At 63.2% G+C, this 20,242-nt stretch carries 21 protein-coding genes; 16 read left to right on the top strand and 5 right to left on the bottom strand.

Annotated elements, in window-relative coordinates; genetic code table 11:
* Positions 1 to 41 precede the first annotated feature (41 nt).
* Positions 42 to 1,688 carry a dihydrolipoyllysine-residue acetyltransferase gene (aceF, locus tag D7S89_RS04930; RefSeq protein WP_121276245.1) on the top strand — a complete coding sequence of 549 codons (1,647 nt, stop codon included), beginning with the start codon at positions 42 to 44 and terminating at the stop codon, positions 1,686 to 1,688.
* Positions 1,689 to 1,729: 41 nt separating this feature from the next.
* The gene (gene lpdA / locus D7S89_RS04925; RefSeq protein ID WP_121276243.1) at positions 1,730 to 3,502 is read left to right on the top strand and encodes a dihydrolipoyl dehydrogenase; all 1,773 of its coding nucleotides are present in this window, start codon (positions 1,730 to 1,732) and stop codon (positions 3,500 to 3,502) included.
* Between the two features lie 135 nt (positions 3,503 to 3,637).
* Here lpdA and D7S89_RS04920 read toward each other — a convergent pair whose 3' ends face one another.
* A complete protein-coding gene (locus D7S89_RS04920) occupies positions 3,638 to 4,213 on the bottom strand; it encodes a phasin family protein (protein WP_121276241.1) in 576 nt (191 codons plus the stop codon).
* Between D7S89_RS04920 and D7S89_RS27105 the strand changes: the two genes are divergently transcribed.
* Both D7S89_RS27105 and pbpG read left to right on the top strand, forming a co-directional pair.
* Entirely contained in the window at positions 4,212 to 4,511 is a 300-nt protein-coding gene (locus D7S89_RS27105) for a hypothetical protein (RefSeq protein ID WP_147426593.1), read from the top strand. The genes D7S89_RS04920 and D7S89_RS27105 overlap by 2 nt on opposite strands.
* Positions 4,512 to 4,835: 324 nt before the next feature.
* A complete protein-coding gene (gene pbpG / locus D7S89_RS04915; RefSeq protein ID WP_121276239.1) occupies positions 4,836 to 5,978 on the top strand; it encodes a D-alanyl-D-alanine endopeptidase in 1,143 nt (380 codons plus the stop codon).
* A 101-nt stretch (positions 5,979 to 6,079) separates the two neighbouring features.
* Here the strand turns inward: pbpG and D7S89_RS04910 are convergent, their stop codons facing one another.
* Positions 6,080 to 6,883 carry an IclR family transcriptional regulator gene (locus D7S89_RS04910; protein WP_121276237.1) on the bottom strand — a complete coding sequence of 268 codons (804 nt, stop codon included), beginning with the start codon at positions 6,881 to 6,883 and terminating at the stop codon, positions 6,080 to 6,082.
* Positions 6,884 to 7,059: 176 nt separating this feature from the next.
* On the opposite strand from D7S89_RS04910, the gene D7S89_RS04905 reads away from it, so the two are divergent.
* The 12 genes from D7S89_RS04905 to iscX all read left to right on the top strand — a co-directional run bounded on the left by D7S89_RS04905 (position 7,060) and on the right by iscX (position 16,294).
* Complete coding sequence (locus D7S89_RS04905; protein ID WP_121276235.1) at positions 7,060 to 7,782, top strand: (Fe-S)-binding protein; 723 nt, start codon at positions 7,060 to 7,062, stop codon at positions 7,780 to 7,782.
* Between the two features lie 33 nt (positions 7,783 to 7,815).
* The gene (locus D7S89_RS04900) at positions 7,816 to 9,228 is read left to right on the top strand and encodes a lactate utilization protein B (protein ID WP_121276233.1); all 1,413 of its coding nucleotides are present in this window, start codon (positions 7,816 to 7,818) and stop codon (positions 9,226 to 9,228) included.
* Positions 9,229 to 9,374: 146 nt separating this feature from the next.
* Positions 9,375 to 9,599 (top strand): hypothetical protein, encoded by a 225-nt coding sequence (locus tag D7S89_RS04895; protein ID WP_121277298.1) that lies wholly within the window; start codon positions 9,375 to 9,377, stop codon positions 9,597 to 9,599.
* Between the two features lie 20 nt (positions 9,600 to 9,619).
* A complete protein-coding gene (locus tag D7S89_RS04890; protein ID WP_121276231.1) occupies positions 9,620 to 10,105 on the top strand; it encodes a low molecular weight protein-tyrosine-phosphatase in 486 nt (161 codons plus the stop codon).
* A gap of 107 nt (positions 10,106 to 10,212) precedes the next feature.
* Positions 10,213 to 10,743, top strand: a complete 531-nt coding sequence (gene iscR, locus D7S89_RS04885) for a Fe-S cluster assembly transcriptional regulator IscR (RefSeq protein ID WP_121276229.1) — start codon at positions 10,213 to 10,215, stop codon at positions 10,741 to 10,743.
* 70 nt (positions 10,744 to 10,813) lie between these two features.
* Complete coding sequence (locus D7S89_RS04880) at positions 10,814 to 12,037, top strand: IscS subfamily cysteine desulfurase (protein WP_121276227.1); 1,224 nt, start codon at positions 10,814 to 10,816, stop codon at positions 12,035 to 12,037.
* A gap of 67 nt (positions 12,038 to 12,104) precedes the next feature.
* Positions 12,105 to 12,527 carry a Fe-S cluster assembly scaffold IscU gene (gene iscU / locus D7S89_RS04875; RefSeq protein WP_121276225.1) on the top strand — a complete coding sequence of 141 codons (423 nt, stop codon included), beginning with the start codon at positions 12,105 to 12,107 and terminating at the stop codon, positions 12,525 to 12,527.
* A gap of 7 nt (positions 12,528 to 12,534) precedes the next feature.
* A complete protein-coding gene (gene iscA, locus D7S89_RS04870) occupies positions 12,535 to 12,858 on the top strand; it encodes an iron-sulfur cluster assembly protein IscA (RefSeq protein WP_121276223.1) in 324 nt (107 codons plus the stop codon).
* A gap of 248 nt (positions 12,859 to 13,106) precedes the next feature.
* On the top strand, positions 13,107 to 13,634 hold the full coding sequence (hscB, locus tag D7S89_RS04865; protein ID WP_121276221.1) for a Fe-S protein assembly co-chaperone HscB: 528 nt from the start codon (positions 13,107 to 13,109) through the stop codon (positions 13,632 to 13,634).
* A gap of 70 nt (positions 13,635 to 13,704) precedes the next feature.
* Entirely contained in the window at positions 13,705 to 15,570 is a 1,866-nt protein-coding gene (gene hscA, locus D7S89_RS04860) for a Fe-S protein assembly chaperone HscA (protein ID WP_121276220.1), read from the top strand.
* A gap of 76 nt (positions 15,571 to 15,646) precedes the next feature.
* A complete protein-coding gene (fdx, locus tag D7S89_RS04855) occupies positions 15,647 to 15,988 on the top strand; it encodes an ISC system 2Fe-2S type ferredoxin (protein WP_121276218.1) in 342 nt (113 codons plus the stop codon).
* Positions 15,989 to 16,096: 108 nt separating this feature from the next.
* Entirely contained in the window at positions 16,097 to 16,294 is a 198-nt protein-coding gene (iscX, locus tag D7S89_RS04850; RefSeq protein ID WP_121276216.1) for a Fe-S cluster assembly protein IscX, read from the top strand.
* Between the two features lie 95 nt (positions 16,295 to 16,389).
* Here iscX and D7S89_RS04845 read toward each other — a convergent pair whose 3' ends face one another.
* The 3 genes from D7S89_RS04845 to prfB form a co-directional block, all read right to left on the bottom strand.
* A complete protein-coding gene (locus D7S89_RS04845) occupies positions 16,390 to 17,163 on the bottom strand; it encodes an outer membrane lipoprotein (protein ID WP_121276214.1) in 774 nt (257 codons plus the stop codon).
* 274 nt (positions 17,164 to 17,437) lie between these two features.
* Positions 17,438 to 18,964: a lysine--tRNA ligase gene (gene lysS / locus D7S89_RS04840; protein WP_121277297.1), complete on the bottom strand. Its 1,527-nt coding sequence runs from the start codon at positions 18,962 to 18,964 to the stop codon at positions 17,438 to 17,440.
* A 111-nt stretch (positions 18,965 to 19,075) separates the two neighbouring features.
* Positions 19,076 to 20,180 (bottom strand): peptide chain release factor 2 gene (gene prfB, locus D7S89_RS04835; protein ID WP_121276212.1). Its coding sequence is split into 2 segments (ribosomal slippage): positions 19,076 to 20,098 and positions 20,100 to 20,180, totalling 1,104 coding nucleotides; the frame shifts between segments, so codons are not numbered across the junction.
* Positions 20,181 to 20,242 lie beyond the last annotated feature (62 nt).

The following is a 20,242-nucleotide window of genomic DNA, read 5'->3' as shown; positions in this document are numbered from 1 at the left end:
AGCGCTAAAGCGCCAACTCCGATCGACAGGAGATACGAAGAATGAGTGAAGCGATCGAAGTCAAGGTGCCGGACATCGGCGACTACAAGGACATCCCCGTCATCGAGGTGCTGGTGAAGGCCGGCGACACCGTCGAGAAAGAGCAATCCCTGATCACGCTCGAATCCGACAAGGCGACGATGGACGTGCCGAGCCCCGCGGCCGGCACGGTCAAGGAAGTCAAGGTGAAGCAGGGCGATCCCGTGTCCGAAGGCACGCTGATCGTCGTGCTCGAGGGCGGCCAGGCGGTCGCGGCCAAGCCGGCGCAAGGGCAAGCCCAAGCGAACGGCGCCGCACCGGCCCCTGCTGCTGCGGCAGCCCCGGTGGCGTCGAAAGCGGGTGGCCTGCGGGAAGTGAAGGTGCCCGATATCGGCGACTACAAGGACGTGCCCGTGATCGAAGTGGCCGTGAAGGTCGGCGATCGCATCGAGATGGAGCAATCGCTCGTCACGCTCGAATCGGACAAGGCCACGATGGATGTGCCGAGCCCGACGGCCGGCATCGTCAAGGAACTGAAGGTCAAGGTCGGCGATACGGTATCCGAAGGCGTGCTGCTGCTGATCGTCGAAGCGGAAGGCGCCTCGGCGCAGGCCGCCGAGGCGCATCCGCACAAGGTCGAGCCGCCGTCCGACTTGCCGGTTGCGGCCGCGCCGCAAAGCGTGCCCGCGCATCCGTCGGCGCTCGCGCAAGCCCCGCTGATTCCGGCAGGCGAGGGCGGCGTGCGCCGGCCGAGCCACGCTTCGCCTTCCGTGCGCAAGTTCGCGCGCGAGCTCGGCGTCGACGTCGCGCTCGTGCCCGGCACGGGACCGAAGGGCCGCATCACGCAAGATGACGTGACGGCTTACGTCAAGAGCATCATGAGCGGGCAGCGCGCACTCACGGGCGCTGCGGCCGCGGCGCCGGCCGCAGGCGGCGAGCTGAACCTGCTGCCATGGCCGAAGATCGACTTCACGAAGTTCGGCCCCGTCGACCCCAAGCCGCTGTCGCGCATCAAGAAGATTTCGGGCGCGAACCTGCACCGCAACTGGGTGATGATCCCGCACGTCACGAACAACGACGAAGCCGACATCACCGAGCTCGAAGCGTTGCGCGTGCAGCTGAACAAGGAAAACGAGAAGGCGGGCGTGAAGATCACGATGCTCGCGTTCGTCATCAAGGCTGTCGTGTCGGCGCTCAAGAAGTTCCCGACCTTCAACGCGAGCCTGGACGGCGACAATCTCGTCTACAAGCAGTATTTCCACGTTGGCTTTGCAGCCGATACGCCGAACGGCCTCGTCGTGCCCGTGATCCGCGATGCGGACAAGAAGGGCCTCATCGAGGTCGCCAAGGAAATGGCCGAGCTCTCCAAGCTTGCACGCGAAGGCAAGCTCAAGCCCGACCAGATGCAAGGCGGCTGCTTCTCGATCTCGTCGCTGGGCGGCATCGGCGGCACGCATTTCACGCCGATCATCAACGCACCCGAAGTGGCGATTCTCGGCCTGTCGCGCAGCGCGATGAAGCCCGTGTGGGACGGCAAGCAGTTCGTGCCGCGCCTGACGCTGCCGCTGTCGCTGTCGTACGACCATCGCGTCATCGACGGTGCCGAAGCGGCCCGCTTCAACGCGTACCTCGGTTCGCTGCTCGCCGATTTCCGGCGCGTGATCCTTTGATCGTCGGTGACGGCGCAATCCAACAAGAAGGGGACGTGTGAATGAGTCTCGTCGAAGTGAAGGTGCCGGACATCGGCGATTTCAAGGACGTCGATGTCATCGAGGTCAACATCAAGCCTGGCGACGTCATCGAAAAGGAGCAGTCGCTGCTGACGCTCGAGTCGGACAAGGCCTCGATGGAAGTGCCGAGCGATTCGGCCGGCACGGTGAAGGAAGTGCGCATCAAGGCCGGCGACAAGGTGTCCCAGGGCACGGTGATCGCGCTCGTGGAGGCAGCCGCGGCTGAAGCGGCCGCCCCGCAGGCGCCGGCAGCCAAGCCCGCCGTGGCGGCCGCCGAGCCGCCGCGCACGCAGCAGCCGGCATCGGCTGCCGCTCCGCAAGCCGCCAGCTACGCGGGCGGCGCCGACATCGAATGCGACATGGTCGTGCTCGGCGCGGGGCCTGGCGGCTATTCGGCTGCCTTCCGCTCGGCCGACCTCGGCATGAAAACGGTGCTCGTCGAGCGTTATTCGACGCTTGGCGGCGTATGTCTGAACGTTGGCTGCATTCCGTCGAAGGCGCTGCTGCACACGGCGCTGATCATGGATGAAGTCAGCGAGCTGGCTGCGCACGGCATCACGTTCGGCAAGCCGCAGATCGATCTGGACAAGCTGCGCGACTTCAAGTCGGGCGTCGTGAAGAAGCTCACGTCGGGCCTGGCCGGCATGGCCAAGGCACGCAAGGTCGAGGTGGTGACGGGGGTCGGCTCGTTCGTCGATCCGCACCATATGCAGGTGCAGACCGACAGCGGCAAGAAGGTCATCAAGTTCAAGCACGCGATCGTCGCGGCAGGCTCGCAAGCCGTGAAGCTGCCGTTCATGCCCGAGGACCCGCGCGTCGTCGATTCCACGGGCGCGCTCGAGTTGCGCCAGATTCCGCAGCGCATGCTCGTCGTGGGCGGCGGCATCATCGGGCTCGAAATGGCGACGGTCTACGCGACGCTCGGCGCGAAGATCGATGTCGTCGAAATGCTCGACGGCCTCATGATGGGCGCCGACCGCGACCTCGTGAAGGTGTGGGAAAAGTACAGCGGCAAGCATTTCGCCAACGTGATGCTGAAGACGAAGACGGCTGCGGCCGAAGCGAAGTCCGATGGCATCTACGTCAAGTTCGAAGGCGAGAAGGCGCCGGCGGAACCGCAGCGTTACGATCTCGTGCTCGTGGCCGTCGGCCGCAGCCCGAACGGTAAGAAGATCGGTGCGGAGAACGCGGGCGTGAAGGTGACCGACCGCGGCTTCATCGAAGTCGACAAGCAGATGCGCACGAACGTGCCGCACATCTTCGCGATCGGCGACATCGTCGGCCAGCCCATGCTCGCGCACAAGGCGGTGCACGAAGGGCACGTGGCCGCTGAAGTCGCGCACGGCGAGAAGGCGTACTTCGACGCGTTGCAGATTCCGTCGGTGGCCTATACCGATCCGGAAGTCGCGTGGGCCGGCAAGACGGAAGAGCAGTGCAAGGCCGAGGGCATCAAGTACGGCAAGGCGGTGTTCCCGTGGGCCGCGTCGGGTCGCGCGATCGCGAACGGGCGCGACGAGGGCTTCACGAAGCTGATTTTCGACGAAGAGACGCATCGCGTGATCGGCGGCGGCATCGTCGGCCTGAACGCGGGTGACCTCATCAGCGAAGTGTGCCTGGCGATCGAGATGGGCGCCGATGCGACCGATATCGGCCGCACGATCCACCCGCACCCGACGCTCGGCGAATCGATCGGCATGGCGGCGGAGCTGTACGAAGGCGTCTGTACCGACCTGCCGCCCCAGCGCAAGAAGTAAAACGTGCAGGTAGCCGCTGTGCCTGGCGCGGCGGCGGAATACATGAAAACGGCGGCATGAAAAAACGGCGCGCTCCCCGCGAGGAGAGTGCGCCGTTTCTATTGGCGAGGAGCGAAAGCGCCTGGCGGCGGATGCTTATGCCGTCTTCTTCGCGGCAGCGCGCGAGGCTTGCGAAGCAGCTTGCTGAGCGGCCTTCGTCGCAGCCGTGGCAGCGGCGTTGAAGTTGCTTTCAGCGATTTCGACAGCTTGCTTGGTGGCCTTGTGGACCGTTTCGTACGTCGTGTTCGCGGCCGTGATCGCGGACTTCATCACGGCGACAGCCGTTTCCGAGCCAGCCGGCGCGTTCTTCGCGACGTTGTCGACGAGCGCTTGCACCTTGCGGTTCTGCTCTTCGTACTGGGCTTCGGCCACGCGGGCGAACTCGGCTTGCGTCGCCGAGGCGATTTCGTACAGATGACGACCGTACGACAGCACCTTTTCGGCCACAGGCTGCGTGAAGCTTGCTTGCAACGCGAGCAGTTCCTGCGCGTCTTTCACCGACAGCGCGCGCTGCGCGTTTTCCTGGCTTTCCGCGAGGGTCGACTTCACGACCTGGAGGTTCAGCTCGACCAGCTTTTCGATGCCTTCGAATGCTTTGTTGGTCAGGCCGAAAAGTGCCTCGAGATTAGCCTTTTGTGCCGCAGCGAATTGCTCAGGTGTCAGCAGAGTCATGTTTACGCTCCAGAAGATCGACCCGTCTGGCGCAGGTCGGATAGGGGTTAATGGCAAAGCTTGGACGCATCGAATGCTTAACAGCCGTATGGTGCGTCGCAACATCGGTTCTTATTTTAGGATGGCGTGCTCAAATGTCAAGCACAATTTGTGCGATGCACAATGGGGAGAATTTCTCGATAAAACAATGCGTTATCGCGTAGATCAAGTAATTTTTGCGAGCTTGGTCAGGATGATTGCGGCGGTGCGTCCGAATTTGACCGATCATATGCGGCATGCGAGCAAAAATAGGGCGTAAACGGAACGTCATGTTCATGCGTTAGGCGAACGCACCTCGAGCCGAACGTTGTGTGTGTAAGCGGAAACGTATGGAGACTTGGTCCAGCAGTAGTTCGCACCAGGCGACACGATGGGCTCAAGTTTGCGGAAAATACGCCGATATGCGGTTATGGCCCTATAACGGCGGGCGTGCGCGCTGCAAGATTGGGCAGCGAACCCGCCGTTCGTGCAACCGCTACTTACAAATTAGTTCAACGACGCTCGATAAGTGCTTAAAATTGCTAATTTTTCGTAGCTTTACTACACTTGCGAGAAACCTCTCGCCACACCGTTTAGAACACCAATGAAAACCGCAATGTTTTCGTCGCTTAAAGTGATGCAAGGCGTGGCGATCACTACCGTCGTTTCGGTAGCCGCCTCCATGCTCGTCGCCGCGGCGCTCGCGGCTCCGGTCAACGCCTTCGCGGCCACGGATTCCGCTGACGCAGCCCCGGCCAAAGCGACCGTCAAGCACAAGAAGCACGGCAAGAAGAGCGCCGTCAAAGCCGCGCCGAGCGGTGCAGACCAGGACGCGGCGTCCGCCGAACCGAAGAAGAAGCGCGTCCATTACCGTTTGCATGGCCATCATGCGGCAATGCGCCAAGTCGCATTCGAGCCGCGTTCGCACATGGCCGGCCAGGCGTTCGGTCTGCAGGACAGCCCTGAAGGGGTCGCGCTGCGCTCGAACGTCGCCTATGTCGTCGACCAGAACACGTCCGAGACGCTGTTCGACAAGAATTCGCACTCGGTCGTGCCGATCGCATCGATCACGAAGCTGATGACGGCGATGGTCGTGCTCGACTCGAAACTGCCGTTGACCGACACGATCGAAGTCACCGATGAAGATCGCGACTACGAAAAGAACACGGGGTCGCGCCTGTCCGTCGGCTCGGTGTTGTCGCGTGAAGACATGCTCCACATCGCGCTGATGGCGTCGGAAAACCGCGCAGCGGCCGCGTTGTCGCGCTATTACCCGGGCGGCCGTCCCGCGTTCCTAGCTGCGATGAATGCGAAGGCGAAAGAGCTCGGCATGACCGATACGCACTTCGAGAACCCGACTGGCCTGACGAGCCGCAACGTCTCCACGGCGCGCGATCTCGTGAAGATGGTCGATGCCGCGTATCAGTACCCGATGATCCGCAAGTTCTCGACCGATCGCAGCTACGAGGTTGCCACGGGCAAGCGCTCGATCGCCTATAACAGCACGAACGCGCTCGTCCGCAATCCGAGCTGGGATATCGGCTTGCAAAAAACCGGCTTCATCAACGAGGCTGGCGAGTGCCTGGTGATGCAGGCGACCATTAACGGACGCCCCGTCATCATGGTGCTGCTCGACTCGACGGGCAAATACTCGCGCTTTGCCGATGCGACGCGCCTGCGCGCCTGGCTCGATAAGGGCGGTGATCAGCGTCTCACGAGCGCCGATGCTGGCGGTCGCGGCACCTGAACCCCTGCTTGCGGCTCGTTCGCAACAAAAGAAAAGCCCCGTTTAAACGGGGCTTTTTGCATTTTCGGCAGTCGATATCGGGCAGGCGCCGGCAGCTTGCCTCAAGCCTGTTTCATCGCGTCTGAGGTCCCCGTCTCGGGGCGATAGCCGAGTGACGCCGAGATCGTGAGCGCCGTACGCGTGAGCTGACCGAGCCAGGCGTCCTGCAGCCGATCGGCCGGCGCCGACAACGACAAGCCCGCGACGAGCTTGCCCGTATCGTCATAGATGCCAGCCGCGATGCAACGTACGCCGAGTTCGAGCTCTTCGTTGTCGCGCGCGCACGCCTGTTGGCGCACTTGCAGCAGCTCGCGCTCGAGCCGCGTGATATCCGTGATGCTGTTTTGCGTGTGGCCCGACAAGCCCGTGCGCGTTGCATAAGCGCGCACACGCGCCGATTCGTCGGCGGCCAGGAACAGCTTGCCGACGGAAGTCAGGTGCAGTGGGGCACGGCCGCCGATCGCGCGCACGACTTGCATGCCCGAGCGCTCCGAATACGCGCGCTCGATGTAGACGATTTCGTCGCCCTGACGCACCGACAGATTGACCGTTTGGCCGGTCAGGCGGTGCAACTCGCGCATCGGCGTGAGGGCCGCGTCGCGTACCGACAGGCGCGCCTTGACGAGATTGCCGAGTTCGAGCAGACGCATGCCGAGCCGGTAGGTGCCCGGGTCGGACCGATCGACGAGACGACACGTCACCATGTCGTTGAGGATGCGGTGTGCGGTGGACGGGTGCAGCTCGGTGCGCAGCGCAAGTTCCTTCAGGCTCACGGGGTCGGTGTGGGCGGCGAGGGCATCGAGCAGACGCATCATGCGTTCGATCACCTGGATCGACGTCTTGGAATCAGAGTTTGTCTCGCTCATCGTGAATCGATTGACGCGGCAAATAACAGGAAAATATTGTATCTCGTATTGTGAAAAAAGCGAACGGCGTTTGAATGCGGCCTCCACTCAGCATACGGTAGCTTTTTTCGTCGATCCGTGTCGTCATGGTCCCGAAACGACGGATAATCGAGACCGTTTTCTTATGGGGGGCACGCATGCGAGTCGGATTGTTCGTCACTTGTCTGATCGACCTGATGCGCCCGGAAATCGGCTTCTCCGCCATCAAGCTGATCGAGCAGGCGGGCTTCGAAGTCGTCGTGCCACCCGCACAAACGTGCTGCGGCCAGCCGGCCTACAACTCGGGCGAGCGCGCCGCGGCCCGCGATCTCGCCGAAAAGATGCTGCGCGAGTTCGAGCAGTTCGATCATATCGTCGTTCCCTCGGGGTCATGCGGCGGCATGATCGCGGCCCACTACGGCGACTTGTTTCGCGACGACCCGGAGCTCATGGCCCGCTACGCGCGCTTGCAGGGCAAAGTGCGCGAGCTGACCGACTTTCTAGTCAACGTTGCCCAAGTCGAACTGCCTCGCGGTGAATTCGCGGGCCCCGTCACGTATCACGATTCGTGTTCGGGTCTGCGCGAGCTCGGCGTGAAGATGCAGCCGCGGGCGCTGCTCGCGCAAAAAGGCGTCGCAGTGACCGAGATGAAGGATTGCGAGCACTGCTGCGGTTTCGGCGGGACGTTCTCGGTCAAGTACGGCAACATCTCGACCGCCATCGTCGACGAGAAGTGCGCGAACATCCGCGCGAGCGAGGCGCAAACCGTCGTGCTCGGCGATCTCGGCTGCATGCTCAACATCGAAGGCCGGCTGCGGCGCTCGGGCGATACGACGACGCGCGTGCTGCACGTCGCACAAGTGCTGGCCGGCGACCTCTGACGCGCCGTTTCGAGTCTTCTTCCCGGGTTGCCCATGCAAGTCCAATCGATGCACTTCAAGGCGCGCGCCAAAGAGAACCTCGCGAACCCGCGCCTTCAGCAAAACCTCACCAAGCTGTCGACCAAGTTCGTCTCGGCCCGCGCCGTGGCGATGCAGGAGATCGATTTCCCGGCCACGCGTGCCGAGTTGAAGGCGCGCCGCAATCGCGCGCTCGACAATCTCGACGTGTGGCTCGAGACGTTCGAGCGTGAGGCCACGCGCCGCGGCGTGACGGTGCTCTACGCCGAGACGACGCGCGATGCAGCCGCGCTGGTGGCCGAGATCGCGCGCGAACATGGCGTGAAGAAGGTCATCAAGACGAAGTCGATGGTGTCCGAGGAAATGCGCCTGAATGCGGTACTCGGCGAGATGGGGGTCGAGTCGATCGAGACAGACCTCGGCGAATACATCCTGCAGATCAATGACAACGAGCCGCCGAGCCACATCATTGCGCCCGTCGTGCACAAGGACAAAGAGGAAATTGCCGATCTGTTCGCGCGCACGCATGGACGCGAGCGCCTCAGCGAGATTCCCCAGATGACGCGCGAAGCGCGCGAGGTGCTGAGGCCGCATTTCTTGTCGGCGGATATGGGCGTAACGGGCGGCAACTTCCTGATCGCGGAGACCGGCTCGGTGGCGATCGTCACCAATGAAGGCAACGAAGGCATGTGCACGGTGATGCCGCGCGTGCACGTGGCTGTGACGGGCATCGAGAAGGTGCTGCCGACGCTGGAGGATCTGGCGGTCGCCATGCGTCTGTTGCCGCGCTCCGCAACGGGGCAGGCCATATCGAACTATTTCTCGCTGTTGACCGGCCCGCGCGGCGAGGGCGATCGCGAAGGCCCGGAGCACATGTACGTCGTGCTCGTCGATGGCGGCCGCACAGGACTCATCGGTGGCGCGTTTCAGGAGATGCTGCGCTGTATCCGCTGCGGCGCATGCATGAATCATTGCCCGGTGTATCAGAAGGTCGGCGGCCACGCCTACGGCTGGGTCTATCCGGGGCCGATGGGGTCGGTGCTCACGCCCAGCTACGTGGGTCTCGACAAGGCACTCGATCTGCCGCAGGCCGCCACGCTGTGCGGCGAATGCAATAGCGTGTGCCCCGTCGGCATTCCGTTGTCCGACTTGCTGCGCAAGCTGCGCGAAAAGCAGATGGAGCGGCGCCTGAGGCCGCTCGGCGAGCGCATGGCGTTGAAGGCCTGGGCCTTCGTCGCGATGCGCCCGACACTGTATGCGCTGACGACGAAGCTGGCCGTGCGCGTGCTCGAGCGGCTCGGCGGGCAGCGGCGCTCAATTGCACGTCTGCCATTCGGCCAAGGCTGGACCGCGACCCGCGACATGCCCGCGCCGGTCGGTCGCACCTTCCGCGAGCTGTACGCGGCGCAGCGCAGCCATCTCGGCTGAGCTCGGCTCGCGCGATTGTTTATCGAGACGCAATGCTGAATTCGCTATTTGCCTCTTTGTCTCGATAGATTCAGTTTATAGAATGCATGCCAGATAGTTCAGGGCGTGCGACCGGCGTGCGCCCAGGAGCGCACAAGGGGCACGACATGAAAAAAACGAGAATATCGAGCTACTGGCCGTTGGCGATCGTCGTAGCAGCGCTCGTCGCGATTGCGGGGTTGCGCGCGCATGATGAGGCGGGGCCACGGGAAACGTTGCCCGTTGCGCAGGTGACCGCCGAATTCGCGCGTGCGGTGTCGTATGGGCTTTTCGACGACGCGACGGCGCCCGTGGAGCCCGCGAGCCGCGGCGAGGTGCCTCAGGTGTTGTGAGATTGATTGGAACCGAAACGTTGAAAAACTTCGCCGTGTGCTTCGTGTGTTTGGGAAACATCTGTCGTTCGCCGACCGCAGAGGCGGTGATGCGCGCTCAGATAGACGCGGCGGGGCTGCATGAGGTGATTGCGGTCGATTCGGCCGGCACGGGCGACTGGCACGTCGGCGAAGCGCCGGACGCCCGCGCACAGCAGGCGGCGCGCCGGCGCGGCTACGACTTGTCGGCGCTGCGCGCGCGGCAAATCGCGCGCGAGGATTTCGAGCGCTTCGATCTGTTGCTCGCGATGGACGAGAACAACCTGCGTTATCTGCAACAGCTGTGCCCGGCACAGCAGCGCTCGAAGGTGCGGCTTTTGATGGAATTCGGCACCGATGCGCGCGTGCGCGAGGTGGCCGATCCTTATTTCGGTGGCGCCGCGGGATTCGAGCAAGTGCTCGATCAGTGCGAGGACGCTTGCCGTGGTCTGCTCGCGCATATGCGCGGAGCGCTGGCGCACGCCTGAATGCGTGCTCGTTCACCAATAACCTAACTGAAGACAGAGATACTTGACTAAAAGCGTCATGTATTTATACTTGACCAAAATCGTCGAGAATTCCGGTCCCCGCCACTATGAGACTCACCACGAAAGGCCGTTTCGCCGTCACGGCGATGATCGACCTGGCGTTGCGCCAGGAGCATGGTCCGGTGACGCTCGCCGGTATCAGTCAGCGTCAGCGTATTTCGCTGTCATACCTCGAGCAGTTGTTCGGCAAGCTGCGTCGCCATGAGATCGTCGAGTCCGTGCGCGGTCCCGGCGGCGGCTACAATCTCGCGCGCCGCGCGCAGGAGGTGACGGTGGCAGACATCATCATTGCCGTCGACGAGCCGCTCGATGCGACGCAATGCGGCGGCAAAGGCACGTGCGACGGCACGAAGCAACTCGATGGCCACTGCATGACGCACGAACTGTGGTCGACGCTGAACCAGAAGATGGTCGAGTACCTCGACTCCGTCTCGTTGCAGGATCTGGTCGATCAGCAACGAGCCCGCGAGGGTGCGTCGAATGTGCTGCACGACCGGCGCAGCGAGTCGGCCGCGGTCGAGGCACCGCGCGTCACGCCGAAAGGACCGAATTCCGTGTTCAACATCGCGAGTTCCTGAGAGAGCGGAGCCACCGCCGCGAGTTGAACGAACGTAGAGCCCAAAACAACGATTTCCCCCGGAGCCCCTGATGATTAACGAGATGCCCCACCTGCCCATCTACATGGACTACAGCGCGACGACGCCCATCGATCCGCGCGTGGTGGACAAGATGATCCCGTACTTGCGCGAGCAGTTCGGCAACCCGGCATCGCGCAGCCACTCGTATGGCTGGGCGGCGGAGCGTGCTGTCGAGGAGGCGCGTGAGCAAGTCGCGGCGCTCGTGAACGCCGATCCGCGCGAAATCATCTGGACTTCGGGCGCGACCGAATCGGACAACCTCGCCATCAAGGGGGCTGCGCACTTTTACAAGAGCCGCGGCAAGCATGTCATCACGGTCAAGACCGAGCACAAGGCTGTGCTCGACACGTGCCGCGAACTCGAGCGCGAGGGCTTCGACGTCACTTATCTCGACGTCAAGAGCGATGGTCTGGTCGACCTCGACACGTTCAAAGCCGCGCTGCGTCCCGACACGATCCTCGTTTCGGTGATGTCGGTGAACAACGAAATCGGCGTGATCCAGGATATCGAGGCGATCGGTGAGATCTGCCGCGAGAAGGGCATCATTTTCCACGTCGACGCCGCTCAAGCGACGGGCAAGGTCGAGATCGATCTGAATCGTCTGAAGGTCGATCTGATGTCGTTCTCGGCGCACAAGACTTACGGCCCGAAGGGCATCGGTGCACTGTACGTGCGCCGCAAGCCGCGCGTGCGTATCGAAGCGCAGATGCACGGCGGCGGTCACGAGCGTGGCATGCGCTCGGGCACGCTCGCGACGCACCAGATCGTCGGCATGGGCGAAGCGTTCCGCATCGCCCGCGAGGAAATGGCGACCGAAAACGAACGCATCCGCATGCTGCGCGACCGGCTGTTGCGCGGCCTCTCGCAGATGGATGAGGTCTACGTGAACGGCGACATGGAGCGCCGTGTCCCGCACAATCTGAATTTGAGCTTCAACTTCGTCGAAGGCGAATCGCTGATCATGGCGATCAAGGACGTCGCCGTCTCGTCGGGCTCCGCTTGCACGTCGGCCTCGCTCGAGCCGTCGTACGTGTTGCGCGCGCTGGGCCGCAACGACGAGCTCGCGCACAGCTCGATCCGCTTTACGGTCGGCCGCTTCACGACGGAGCAGGAAGTCGATTACGTCGTCGATCTGCTGAAGAACAAGATCGGGAAGCTGCGTGACCTGTCCCCGCTGTGGGAAATGCATCAGGACGGGATCGATCTGTCGACGATCAAGTGGGCCGCGCACTGAGCCTGGCTGCACGTTAGCGTGCGACGGCCACCTCGGCCGCGCTTCACACGAGTCAAGGAGTTTGATTATGTCTTACAGCAGTAAAGTTTTGGATCACTACGAAAACCCGCGTAACGTCGGCTCGTTTGCCAAGGACGACGATGCGGTCGGTACAGGCATGGTCGGTGCGCCGGCCTGTGGTGACGTGATGAAGCTGCAAATCCGCGTGGGCGCGGATGGTGTGATCGAAGACGCGAAGTTCAAGACCTACGGTTGCGGCTCCGCGATCGCGTCGAGCTCGCTCGTGACCGAATGGGTCAAGGGCAAGACGCTCGACGAAGCGCTCTCGATCAAGAACACGCAGATCGCCGAAGAGCTCGCGTTGCCGCCGGTGAAGATTCACTGCTCGATCCTCGCGGAAGACGCGATCAAGGCAGCCGTGGCCGACTACAAGCAACGCCACACGGGTGACGAGCCGGCCGCGCAAGACAGCAAGCCGCAAGTCGCTTGATCGAATCATGGCGATCACTCTGACCGAAAAGGCAGCGCAGCACGTGCAGAAGTACCTGACACGTCGAGGCAAGGGCGTCGGCCTGCGCCTCGGCGTGCGTACGACGGGCTGTTCGGGTCTCGCATACAAGCTCGAGTATGTCGACGAGCTCGCGCCCGAGGATCAAGTTTTCGAGAGCAACGGCGTGAAGGTCGTCGTCGATCCGAAGAGCCTCGCATACATCGACGGTACCGAGCTCGACTTCGCGCGTGAGGGCTTGAACGAAGGCTTCAAGTTCAATAACCCGAACGTGAAGGACGAGTGCGGCTGCGGCGAGTCGTTCCGCGTGTAAAGCAAAGCTGCTGCGACCAGAGTAAGTGCTTCAGCACTTACTCTGGTCCCATGCTGAGGTTGGTGGGAGTTGGCGCTTTAGCGCTTACTCCCACCCCGCAGCGGTCGACCGGAGTTATCGCTCCGGTCCCATACAAAGCTGGCGCGGGCAAAAGGCGGCGTGGGCCGCCTTTTTGTTTCCTCGCGCGCGAGCGGCGGCAGCGCCCTTGTGCCCATGCCCGCGGCATCTTTAATCGACGATTGATTTCAATGGCCTCGATCCACGATAGCCACTTCGACCTGTTTCATCTGCCAGCACGCTTTTCGCTCGACGCGGATGCGCTCGAACAAGCCTATCGCACCGTGCAGGCGCAGGTGCACCCCGACCGCTTCGCGGCAGCCGGCGAGGCGCAAAAGCGCATTGCGATGCAGTGGGCCACGCGCGCGAACGAGGCATACCGTACGCTACGCGATCCGCTCAAGCGTGCGACGTATCTGCTGTCGTTGCACGGCATCGAGCTCGGCGCTCACGACAACACGGCAATGGAGAGCGCGTTCCTGATGCAGCAGATGGAATGGCGCGAGCGCGTCGAGGATGCCGCAGGGGCGAAGAACGTGAGCGAGCTCGAAGCGCTGCACGAGGAGTTGCGCGACGAAGAGCGCACGCGCTTCGCGAAGCTCGGCGCGCTGCTCGATAGCGGCGTGCACCAGGCAGCGGCTGAAGCGGTGCGCCAATTGATGTTCATCGAGCGCGTCATCGCCGACGTGGATGCGCAAATCGAAAAGCTCGAACACTGACGCGCGTCTCGCGTTTGCCCTCGCCAGCCGGGATAATGTCGGGGTCGCACGAACTTCCAACTAGACACAGATGGCTTTACTGCAAATCTCCGAACCGGGCATGGCCCCCGCACCGCATCAGCGGCGCCTCGCCGTCGGTATCGATCTTGGTACGACCAATTCGCTGGTCGCGGCCGTGCGCAACAGTGTGGCGGAAGCGTTGCCCGACGAGCATGGCCGTGTGCTGCTCCCGTCGGTCGTGCGCTATCTGGAAAAGGGCGGGCGCCGCATCGGCCACACCGCCAAGGAAGAGGCGACGCTCGACCCGCGCAATACGATCGTCTCGGTCAAGCGTTTCATGGGCCGCGGCAAAGCGGACGTGGAGGGCGCCGAGAACGCGCCGTACGACTTCGTCGATGCGCCGGGCATGGTGCAGATTCGGACCATCGACGGCGTGAAAAGCCCTGTCGAGGTATCGGCCGAGATTCTCGCCACGTTGCGCCAGCGCGCCGAGGATACGCTCGGCGATGATCTCGTCGGTGCCGTCATCACGGTCCCGGCCTATTTCGACGAAGCTCAGCGCCAGGCCACGAAGGACGCCGCGCGTCTGGCGGGCCTGAACGTGCTGCGCCTGCTCAACGAGCCGACGGCGGCGGCGATCGCCTATGGGCTCGACAATGGCGCAGAAGGGCTGTATGCCGTCTACGACCTGGGCGGCGGCACGTTCGACCTGTCGATCCTGCAGCTGACGCAGGGCGTGTTCCGCGTGCTCGCGGCCGGTGGCGATTCGGCACTGGGCGGCGACGATTTCGACCATGTGCTGCTGCGTCACGTGCTGACGCAGGCGGGCTTGGCTCCGCAAAACCTCGCGCCCGAAGATATGCGCCTGCTGCTCGATCGCGTGCGCGTGACCAAGGAGGCGCTGTCCTCCGCGGCACAGGCTGCGCTCGAGGCCACGCTGTCCGATGGCACGATGGTCTCGGTGACGGTCACCGAAGCCGAATTCGCAGTGCTCGTGCAGCAGCTCGTGCAGCGCACGCTCGGGCCGACCAAGAAGGCGCTGCGCGACGCTGGCATCAAGCCACAGGATGTGAAGGGGGTCGTGCTCGTCGGCGGCGCGACGCGCATGCCGGTGATCCGCCGTGCGGTCGGCGAATTCTTCGGTCAGGCGCCGCTGACCAATCTCGATCCCGATCAGGTCGTCGCGCTGGGCGCGGCGATCCAGGCCGACTTGCTGGCCGGCAATCGCGGTGGTGACGACTGGCTGCTGCTCGACGTGATTCCGTTGTCGCTCGGCGTTGAAACGATGGGCGGTCTCGTCGAGAAGATCATTCCGCGCAATTCGACGATTCCGGTGGCGCGTGCCCAGGAGTTCACGACGTTCAAGGACGGCCAGACGGCGATGGCGATTCACGTCGTGCAGGGCGAGCGCGAACTCGTAGCCGACTGCCGCTCGCTCGCGCGCTTCGAGCTGCGCGGCATTCCGCCGATGGCAGCGGGCGCCGCGCGCATTCGTGTGACGTATCAGGTCGATGCCGATGGCTTGCTGTCGGTGTTCGCGCGTGAGCAGCATTCGGGCGTCGAAGCCTCGGTCGTCGTGAAGCCGTCGTACGGACTGGCCGATGACGACATCGCCCGTATGCTCGAAGACAGCTTCCAGTCGGCTGAATTCGACATGCGCGCGCGTGCGTTGCGCGAGGCACAGGTCGAGGCGCAACGGCTGATCGAAGCGACGGATGCGGCACTGGCTGCCGACGGCGAATTGCTGGATGCCGACGAGCGTGCCCGTGTCGATGCGGCGCTCACGAAGCTGCGTGAGACGGCGCAGGGCAGTGACGCCGACGTGATCGAAGCGGCGACCAAGGCGCTGGCCGGCGAAACCGACGAGTTTGCGGCACGCCGCATGGACAAGGGCATTCGCGCGGCGCTGACCGGCCGCAAGCTCGACGAGATCTGACGCGGCGCGCCGCCGTACAATGGTGAGGCGAGCATCGCCTCGCCGCCGCACTTCATTGCCACCCCGGAAAATCCGTATGCCTCAAATCGTTGTTCTGCCCCACGTCGAACTGTGCCCGGAGGGGGCGGTGATCGAGGCCGAGCCAGGCAAGAGCGTCTGCGACGCGCTGCTTGAGCACGGCATCGAAATCGAACATGCCTGTGAGAAGTCCTGTGCCTGCACGACCTGCCACGTGATCGTGCGAGAAGGATTCGACGCGCTCGAACCTTCGGAGGAAAATGAGGACGATCTGCTCGACAAGGCGTGGGGCCTCGAGCCCACCTCGCGGCTGTCGTGCCAGGCGCACGTGCCCGAGGACATGGATCTGGTGGTCGAGATCCCGCGCTATTCGATCAATCACGCGAAGGAAAATCACTAACCCGCTGCGGCATTGGAGTAGGCGCTGAAGCGCTGACTCCAATCAACCGCAGCATGGGACCAGAGTAAGTGCTGAAGCGCTAACTCTGGTCGACAGGAGGAAGAAGCCATGAAGTGGACCGATATCCAAGAGATCGCGATGGCCCTGACCGACAAGCATGGTGACGTGGATCCCCAATACGTGCGCTTCACGGATTTGCACCGCTGGGTGACGGAGCTTGAAGGTTTCGACGACGATCCGAACCGGTCGAGCGAAAAGATCCTCGAAGCGATCCAGCTGGCCTGGATCGAAGACGCGGCCGAGTAAGCCGGGTCAAGCGGTGCGCGATGCGCATCGCGAGGGAATACAAAAAAGGCGATCCATGCGTAGGCATGGATCGCCTTTTTTTGCGTGTTACCCGCTTAACGCGCGACCAGGGTGCCGTTTTCGATACGCACCGGTTCGCCTTGTTGGAACGGCGGCGCGTTGTGGTACGTGAAGTAGCGCGTATGGCCGTTGTCCATCCGCACGCGGACTTGGTAGTCGGTTTCGCTGCGCAGGTGCTTTTCGACCGAGTTGCCGGCAAAACCGCCGCCCACGGCGCCCAGTACCGTCATGGCCGCACGGCCGGTGCCGCGTCCGAACTGATTACCGATGAGGCCGCCCGCCACGGCGCCGCCGACGGCACCGATGCCGGTCGCCCGGCCTTGGTGGCGCACCGTCCCGATCGACACCACCGTGCCACAGCTGGCACACGAAGCCTGCTGCTGAGGCTGTGACTGCGGTTGCGGTTGCGCGTACGGTTGCTGGCCGTCCGGTTGTTGGGCGTACTGCTGTTGCGGCTGCTGCCCATAAGAGGGTTGCGCAGGTTGCTGCGCGTACTGCTGCGAGGGCTGAACCGGCTGTGCTTGAGCAAGCTGGGCCTGGCCTGATTGGTTCGGCTGTGCCGGGGCGCCGGCCGGCTGTTGACCGCTCGTCATCGCACTCGGTGCCGCAGGCGCAGCCGTATCGACGACCGCCTGTTGCGGGGCGACTTGCGCGGTGTGGGTTTGATCGTTTTGCAGCGAGTTGCTCGAGGCACTCGGAAACAGGCCCGTGATGGCTGCCGTGGCCGCGAGGCTTGCGACGATGAGGGTACCGGCCGCGGTCGCGATCAGCGGATGAAGACGGCGCGGCGATGGGGTGGGATTATTCATGACGACCTCCGCCGGTTGGCGTTGCAGGCGGCTTTCAAGTGGCTAAGTCCACAGTGTCCGTCATCAAGTGCCGGTCGACGTTTCAATTTGTAACGATGTGCCTATCGCCCTATCGCGGGCCATACCGCATCGCGCCGCCGCCACGATGTATCGGCATGGCGGAAAACGGCAGCTGCGGGGCGCTGCGCGACCACACGCCCAAAAAGAAAAAGCTGCCCGACGTCAAACGGCGGGCAGCCTTTACCGATCGTTACAAAACTGTCAGTTTAAAACGTCAGTCTTCCCGGCGCAGGTGAGGGAACAGGATCACGTCGCGAATGCTGGGGCTGTCTGTCAGCAGCATGACGAGGCGGTCGATGCCGATACCGCAGCCGCCCGTCGGAGGCATGCCGTACTCGAGCGCGCGGATGTAATCGGCGTCGTAGAACATGGCTTCCTCATCGCCCGCATCCTTTTGCTCGACCTGCTTCTTGAAGCGCGCGGCCTGATCTTCGGGATCGTTGAGCTCGGAGAAGCCATTGGCGATCTCGCGACCCGTGATGAACAGCTCGAAGCGCTCGGTGATGCCGTCGACGGTATCCGACGCGCGCGCGAGCGGCGAGACTTCAACGGGGTAGTCGACGATGAACGTGGGCTCCCACAGCTGCGCCTCGGCCGTCTCTTCGAACAGCGCGAGCTGCAGCGAGCCGACGCCGGCGTTGAGGAACGCAGGCTGCGTCGTGTCGACGCCGAAGCGCTTGAGCTCGGTGCGCAGGAACGTCGCATCGGCCAGCTGCGCCTCGGTGTAGTCGGGCGCGTACTTGCGGATCGCCTGCACGATCGTCAGCCGATGGAACGGCTTGGCGAGGTCGAGCTCGCGGCCCTGATAGGTGATCGTGGCCATGCCCAGCGAATCGATCGCGGCCTGACGGATCAGGCTTTCGGTGAAGTCCATGAGCCACGTGTAGTCCGTGTACGCGGCATAGAACTCCATCATCGTGAACTCGGGGTTGTGACGCGGCGAAACACCCTCGTTACGGAAGTTCCGATTGATCTCGAACACGCGTTCGAAGCCGCCGACGATGAGCCGCTTCAGATACAGCTCGGGCGCGATGCGCAGGAACATCTGCATGTCGAGCGCATTGTGGTGCGTGACGAACGGCTTGGCCGCGGCGCCGCCCGGAATCGGGTGCAGCATCGGCGTTTCCACTTCCATGAACTGCGCATCGGACATGAACTTACGGATCGATGCGACGGCCTTCGTGCGTGCGACGAACGTCTTGCGCGCTTCGGGCGTGACGATCAGATCGACGTAGCGCTGGCGGTAGCGCATTTCCTGGTCGGCGAGGCCGTGGAACTTGTCGGGCAGCGGGCGCAGCGACTTCGAGAGCAGACGCAGCTCGGTGCAGCGCACCGACAGCTCGCCCTTGTTGGTGCGAAACAGCACGCCGCGCGCGGCGATGATGTCGCCGAGGTCCCACTTCTTGAATGCCTCGTAGGCTTCGCTGCCGACGTCGGCCGGGGTGACGAAGAACTGGATCTGACCGGAGCTGTCCTGCACCGTCGCAAAGCTCGCCTTGCCCATCACGCGCTTGAGCATCATGCGGCCGGCCACGGCCACTTGCAGCGCGGTCGCTTCGAGCGCGTCTTTGTCCGCATCGGCATAGCCGGTTTGCAGGTCGCCGGCTTGATGCGTCGGGCGGAAATCGTTCGGGTAGGCGACGCCGGCCTCGCGCAGCGCACGCAGCTTTTCGCGGCGCTCGGCGATGATCTTGTTTTCGTCGGCGTTCAGATCCGGGCTCGGGAGGGTGGATTCGGTCATGATCTTCTGGTCGGGAGTGGGCGTCGTCAAGATGACGCCCGGTGCGCGGGCGTCGCGGCATGCGTTGATGCGCATGCCGCTTGGCACGGCTTTAAAACACCATGGCGCGCGTTACACGCCTTGCTTGAGGCTCGCGCTGATGAACTCGTCGAGATCGCCGTCGAGCACGGCTTTCGTGTTGCTGATTTCGACGTTGGTGCGCAAATCTTTAATGCGGCTCTGGTCGAGCACGTACGAACGGATCTGATGGCCCCAGCCCACGTCGGTCTTGCTCGATTCGAGCTTGTCCTGCTCGGCTTGGCGCTTGCGCAGCTCGGCTTCGTACAGGCGCGAGCGCAGCATCGCCATGGCTTCGGCACGGTTACGGTGCTGCGAGCGGTCGTTCTGGCACTGCACGACGATGCCGCTGGGCATGTGCGTGATCCGCACGGCCGAGTCGGTCTTGTTGATGTGCTGACCACCCGCGCCCGAAGCACGGTAAGTGTCGATGCGCAGGTCGGCCGGATTGATGTCGACTTCGATCGAATCGTCGATCTCGGGGTAGACGAATACCGACGAGAACGACGTATGGCGACCGCCCGACGAGTCGAACGGCGACTTGCGCACGAGCCGGTGAATACCCGTTTCGGTGCGCAGAAAGCCATAGGCGTATTCGCCTTCGACCTTGATCGTCGCATTCTTGATGCCGGCCACGTCGCCTTCGGACTCTTCGAGCACCTCGGTCTTGAAGCCCTTGCGCTCGCAGTAGCGCAGGTACTGACGCAGCAGCATCGAGGCCCAGTCGCAGGCCTCGGTGCCGCCGGCACCGGCTTGAATGTCGATGAACGCGTTGTTCGGGTCGGCCGGATTCGCGAACATCCGGCGAAACTCCATGTCGGCCACGCGCGCTTCGAGGCTGGCTGCATCGGCTTCGCAGGCGACGAGGGTGTCCTCGTCGTTTTCCTCGCGGCCCATCTCGAACAGATCCGCCGTGTCGCGCAGGTCGTTGTCGAGCGCGGTGAGGGTCAGAACGACGCCTTCAAGCGACTTTTTCTCGCGACCCAGTGCCTGGGCGTGCTTGGAGTCGTTCCAGACGTTCGGGTCTTCGAGTTCCTTGTTGACTTCGGCTAGACGCGCAGCTTTGGCGTCGCAGTCAAAGATACCCCCGTAGCTCGCCCGCGCGTCGGCGCAGGTCCGCAAGAGAGCTATCGATCGCGTTCAGACGTTCCGCTTCCATGTCGATCTTTTCGGCTTCGTAAAAAACGAAAATTATAGCCGATCGGCGTGGTGCGCCGGGAC

The sequence above is a fragment of the Trinickia fusca genome, assembly GCF_003628145.1.
Taxonomy (GTDB): domain Bacteria; phylum Pseudomonadota; class Gammaproteobacteria; order Burkholderiales; family Burkholderiaceae; genus Trinickia; species Trinickia fusca.
This window is presented reverse-complemented; position numbering and strand designations above follow the sequence as displayed.

Excerpts from the sequence above, each read along its gene's own strand:
- aceF (WP_121276245.1), top strand. The coding sequence starts at position 42 with ATGAGTGAAGCGATCGAAGTCAAGGTGCCGGACATCGGCGACTACAAG.
- lpdA (WP_121276243.1), top strand. The coding sequence starts at position 1,730 with ATGAGTCTCGTCGAAGTGAAGGTGCCGGACATCGGCGATTTCAAGGAC.
- D7S89_RS27105 (WP_147426593.1), top strand. The coding sequence starts at position 4,212 with ATGTTTACGCTCCAGAAGATCGACCCGTCTGGCGCAGGTCGGATAGGG.
- D7S89_RS04920 (WP_121276241.1), bottom strand. The coding sequence starts at position 4,213 with ATGACTCTGCTGACACCTGAGCAATTCGCTGCGGCACAAAAGGCTAAT.
- pbpG (WP_121276239.1), top strand. The coding sequence starts at position 4,836 with ATGAAAACCGCAATGTTTTCGTCGCTTAAAGTGATGCAAGGCGTGGCG.
- D7S89_RS04910 (WP_121276237.1), bottom strand. The coding sequence starts at position 6,883 with ATGAGCGAGACAAACTCTGATTCCAAGACGTCGATCCAGGTGATCGAA.
- D7S89_RS04905 (WP_121276235.1), top strand. The coding sequence starts at position 7,060 with ATGCGAGTCGGATTGTTCGTCACTTGTCTGATCGACCTGATGCGCCCG.
- D7S89_RS04900 (WP_121276233.1), top strand. The coding sequence starts at position 7,816 with ATGCAAGTCCAATCGATGCACTTCAAGGCGCGCGCCAAAGAGAACCTC.
- D7S89_RS04895 (WP_121277298.1), top strand. The coding sequence starts at position 9,375 with ATGAAAAAAACGAGAATATCGAGCTACTGGCCGTTGGCGATCGTCGTA.
- iscR (WP_121276229.1), top strand. The coding sequence starts at position 10,213 with ATGAGACTCACCACGAAAGGCCGTTTCGCCGTCACGGCGATGATCGAC.
- D7S89_RS04880 (WP_121276227.1), top strand. The coding sequence starts at position 10,814 with ATGATTAACGAGATGCCCCACCTGCCCATCTACATGGACTACAGCGCG.
- iscU (WP_121276225.1), top strand. The coding sequence starts at position 12,105 with ATGTCTTACAGCAGTAAAGTTTTGGATCACTACGAAAACCCGCGTAAC.
- iscA (WP_121276223.1), top strand. The coding sequence starts at position 12,535 with ATGGCGATCACTCTGACCGAAAAGGCAGCGCAGCACGTGCAGAAGTAC.
- hscB (WP_121276221.1), top strand. The coding sequence starts at position 13,107 with ATGGCCTCGATCCACGATAGCCACTTCGACCTGTTTCATCTGCCAGCA.
- hscA (WP_121276220.1), top strand. The coding sequence starts at position 13,705 with ATGGCTTTACTGCAAATCTCCGAACCGGGCATGGCCCCCGCACCGCAT.
- fdx (WP_121276218.1), top strand. The coding sequence starts at position 15,647 with ATGCCTCAAATCGTTGTTCTGCCCCACGTCGAACTGTGCCCGGAGGGG.
- iscX (WP_121276216.1), top strand. The coding sequence starts at position 16,097 with ATGAAGTGGACCGATATCCAAGAGATCGCGATGGCCCTGACCGACAAG.
- D7S89_RS04845 (WP_121276214.1), bottom strand. The coding sequence starts at position 17,163 with ATGAATAATCCCACCCCATCGCCGCGCCGTCTTCATCCGCTGATCGCG.
- lysS (WP_121277297.1), bottom strand. The coding sequence starts at position 18,964 with ATGACCGAATCCACCCTCCCGAGCCCGGATCTGAACGCCGACGAAAAC.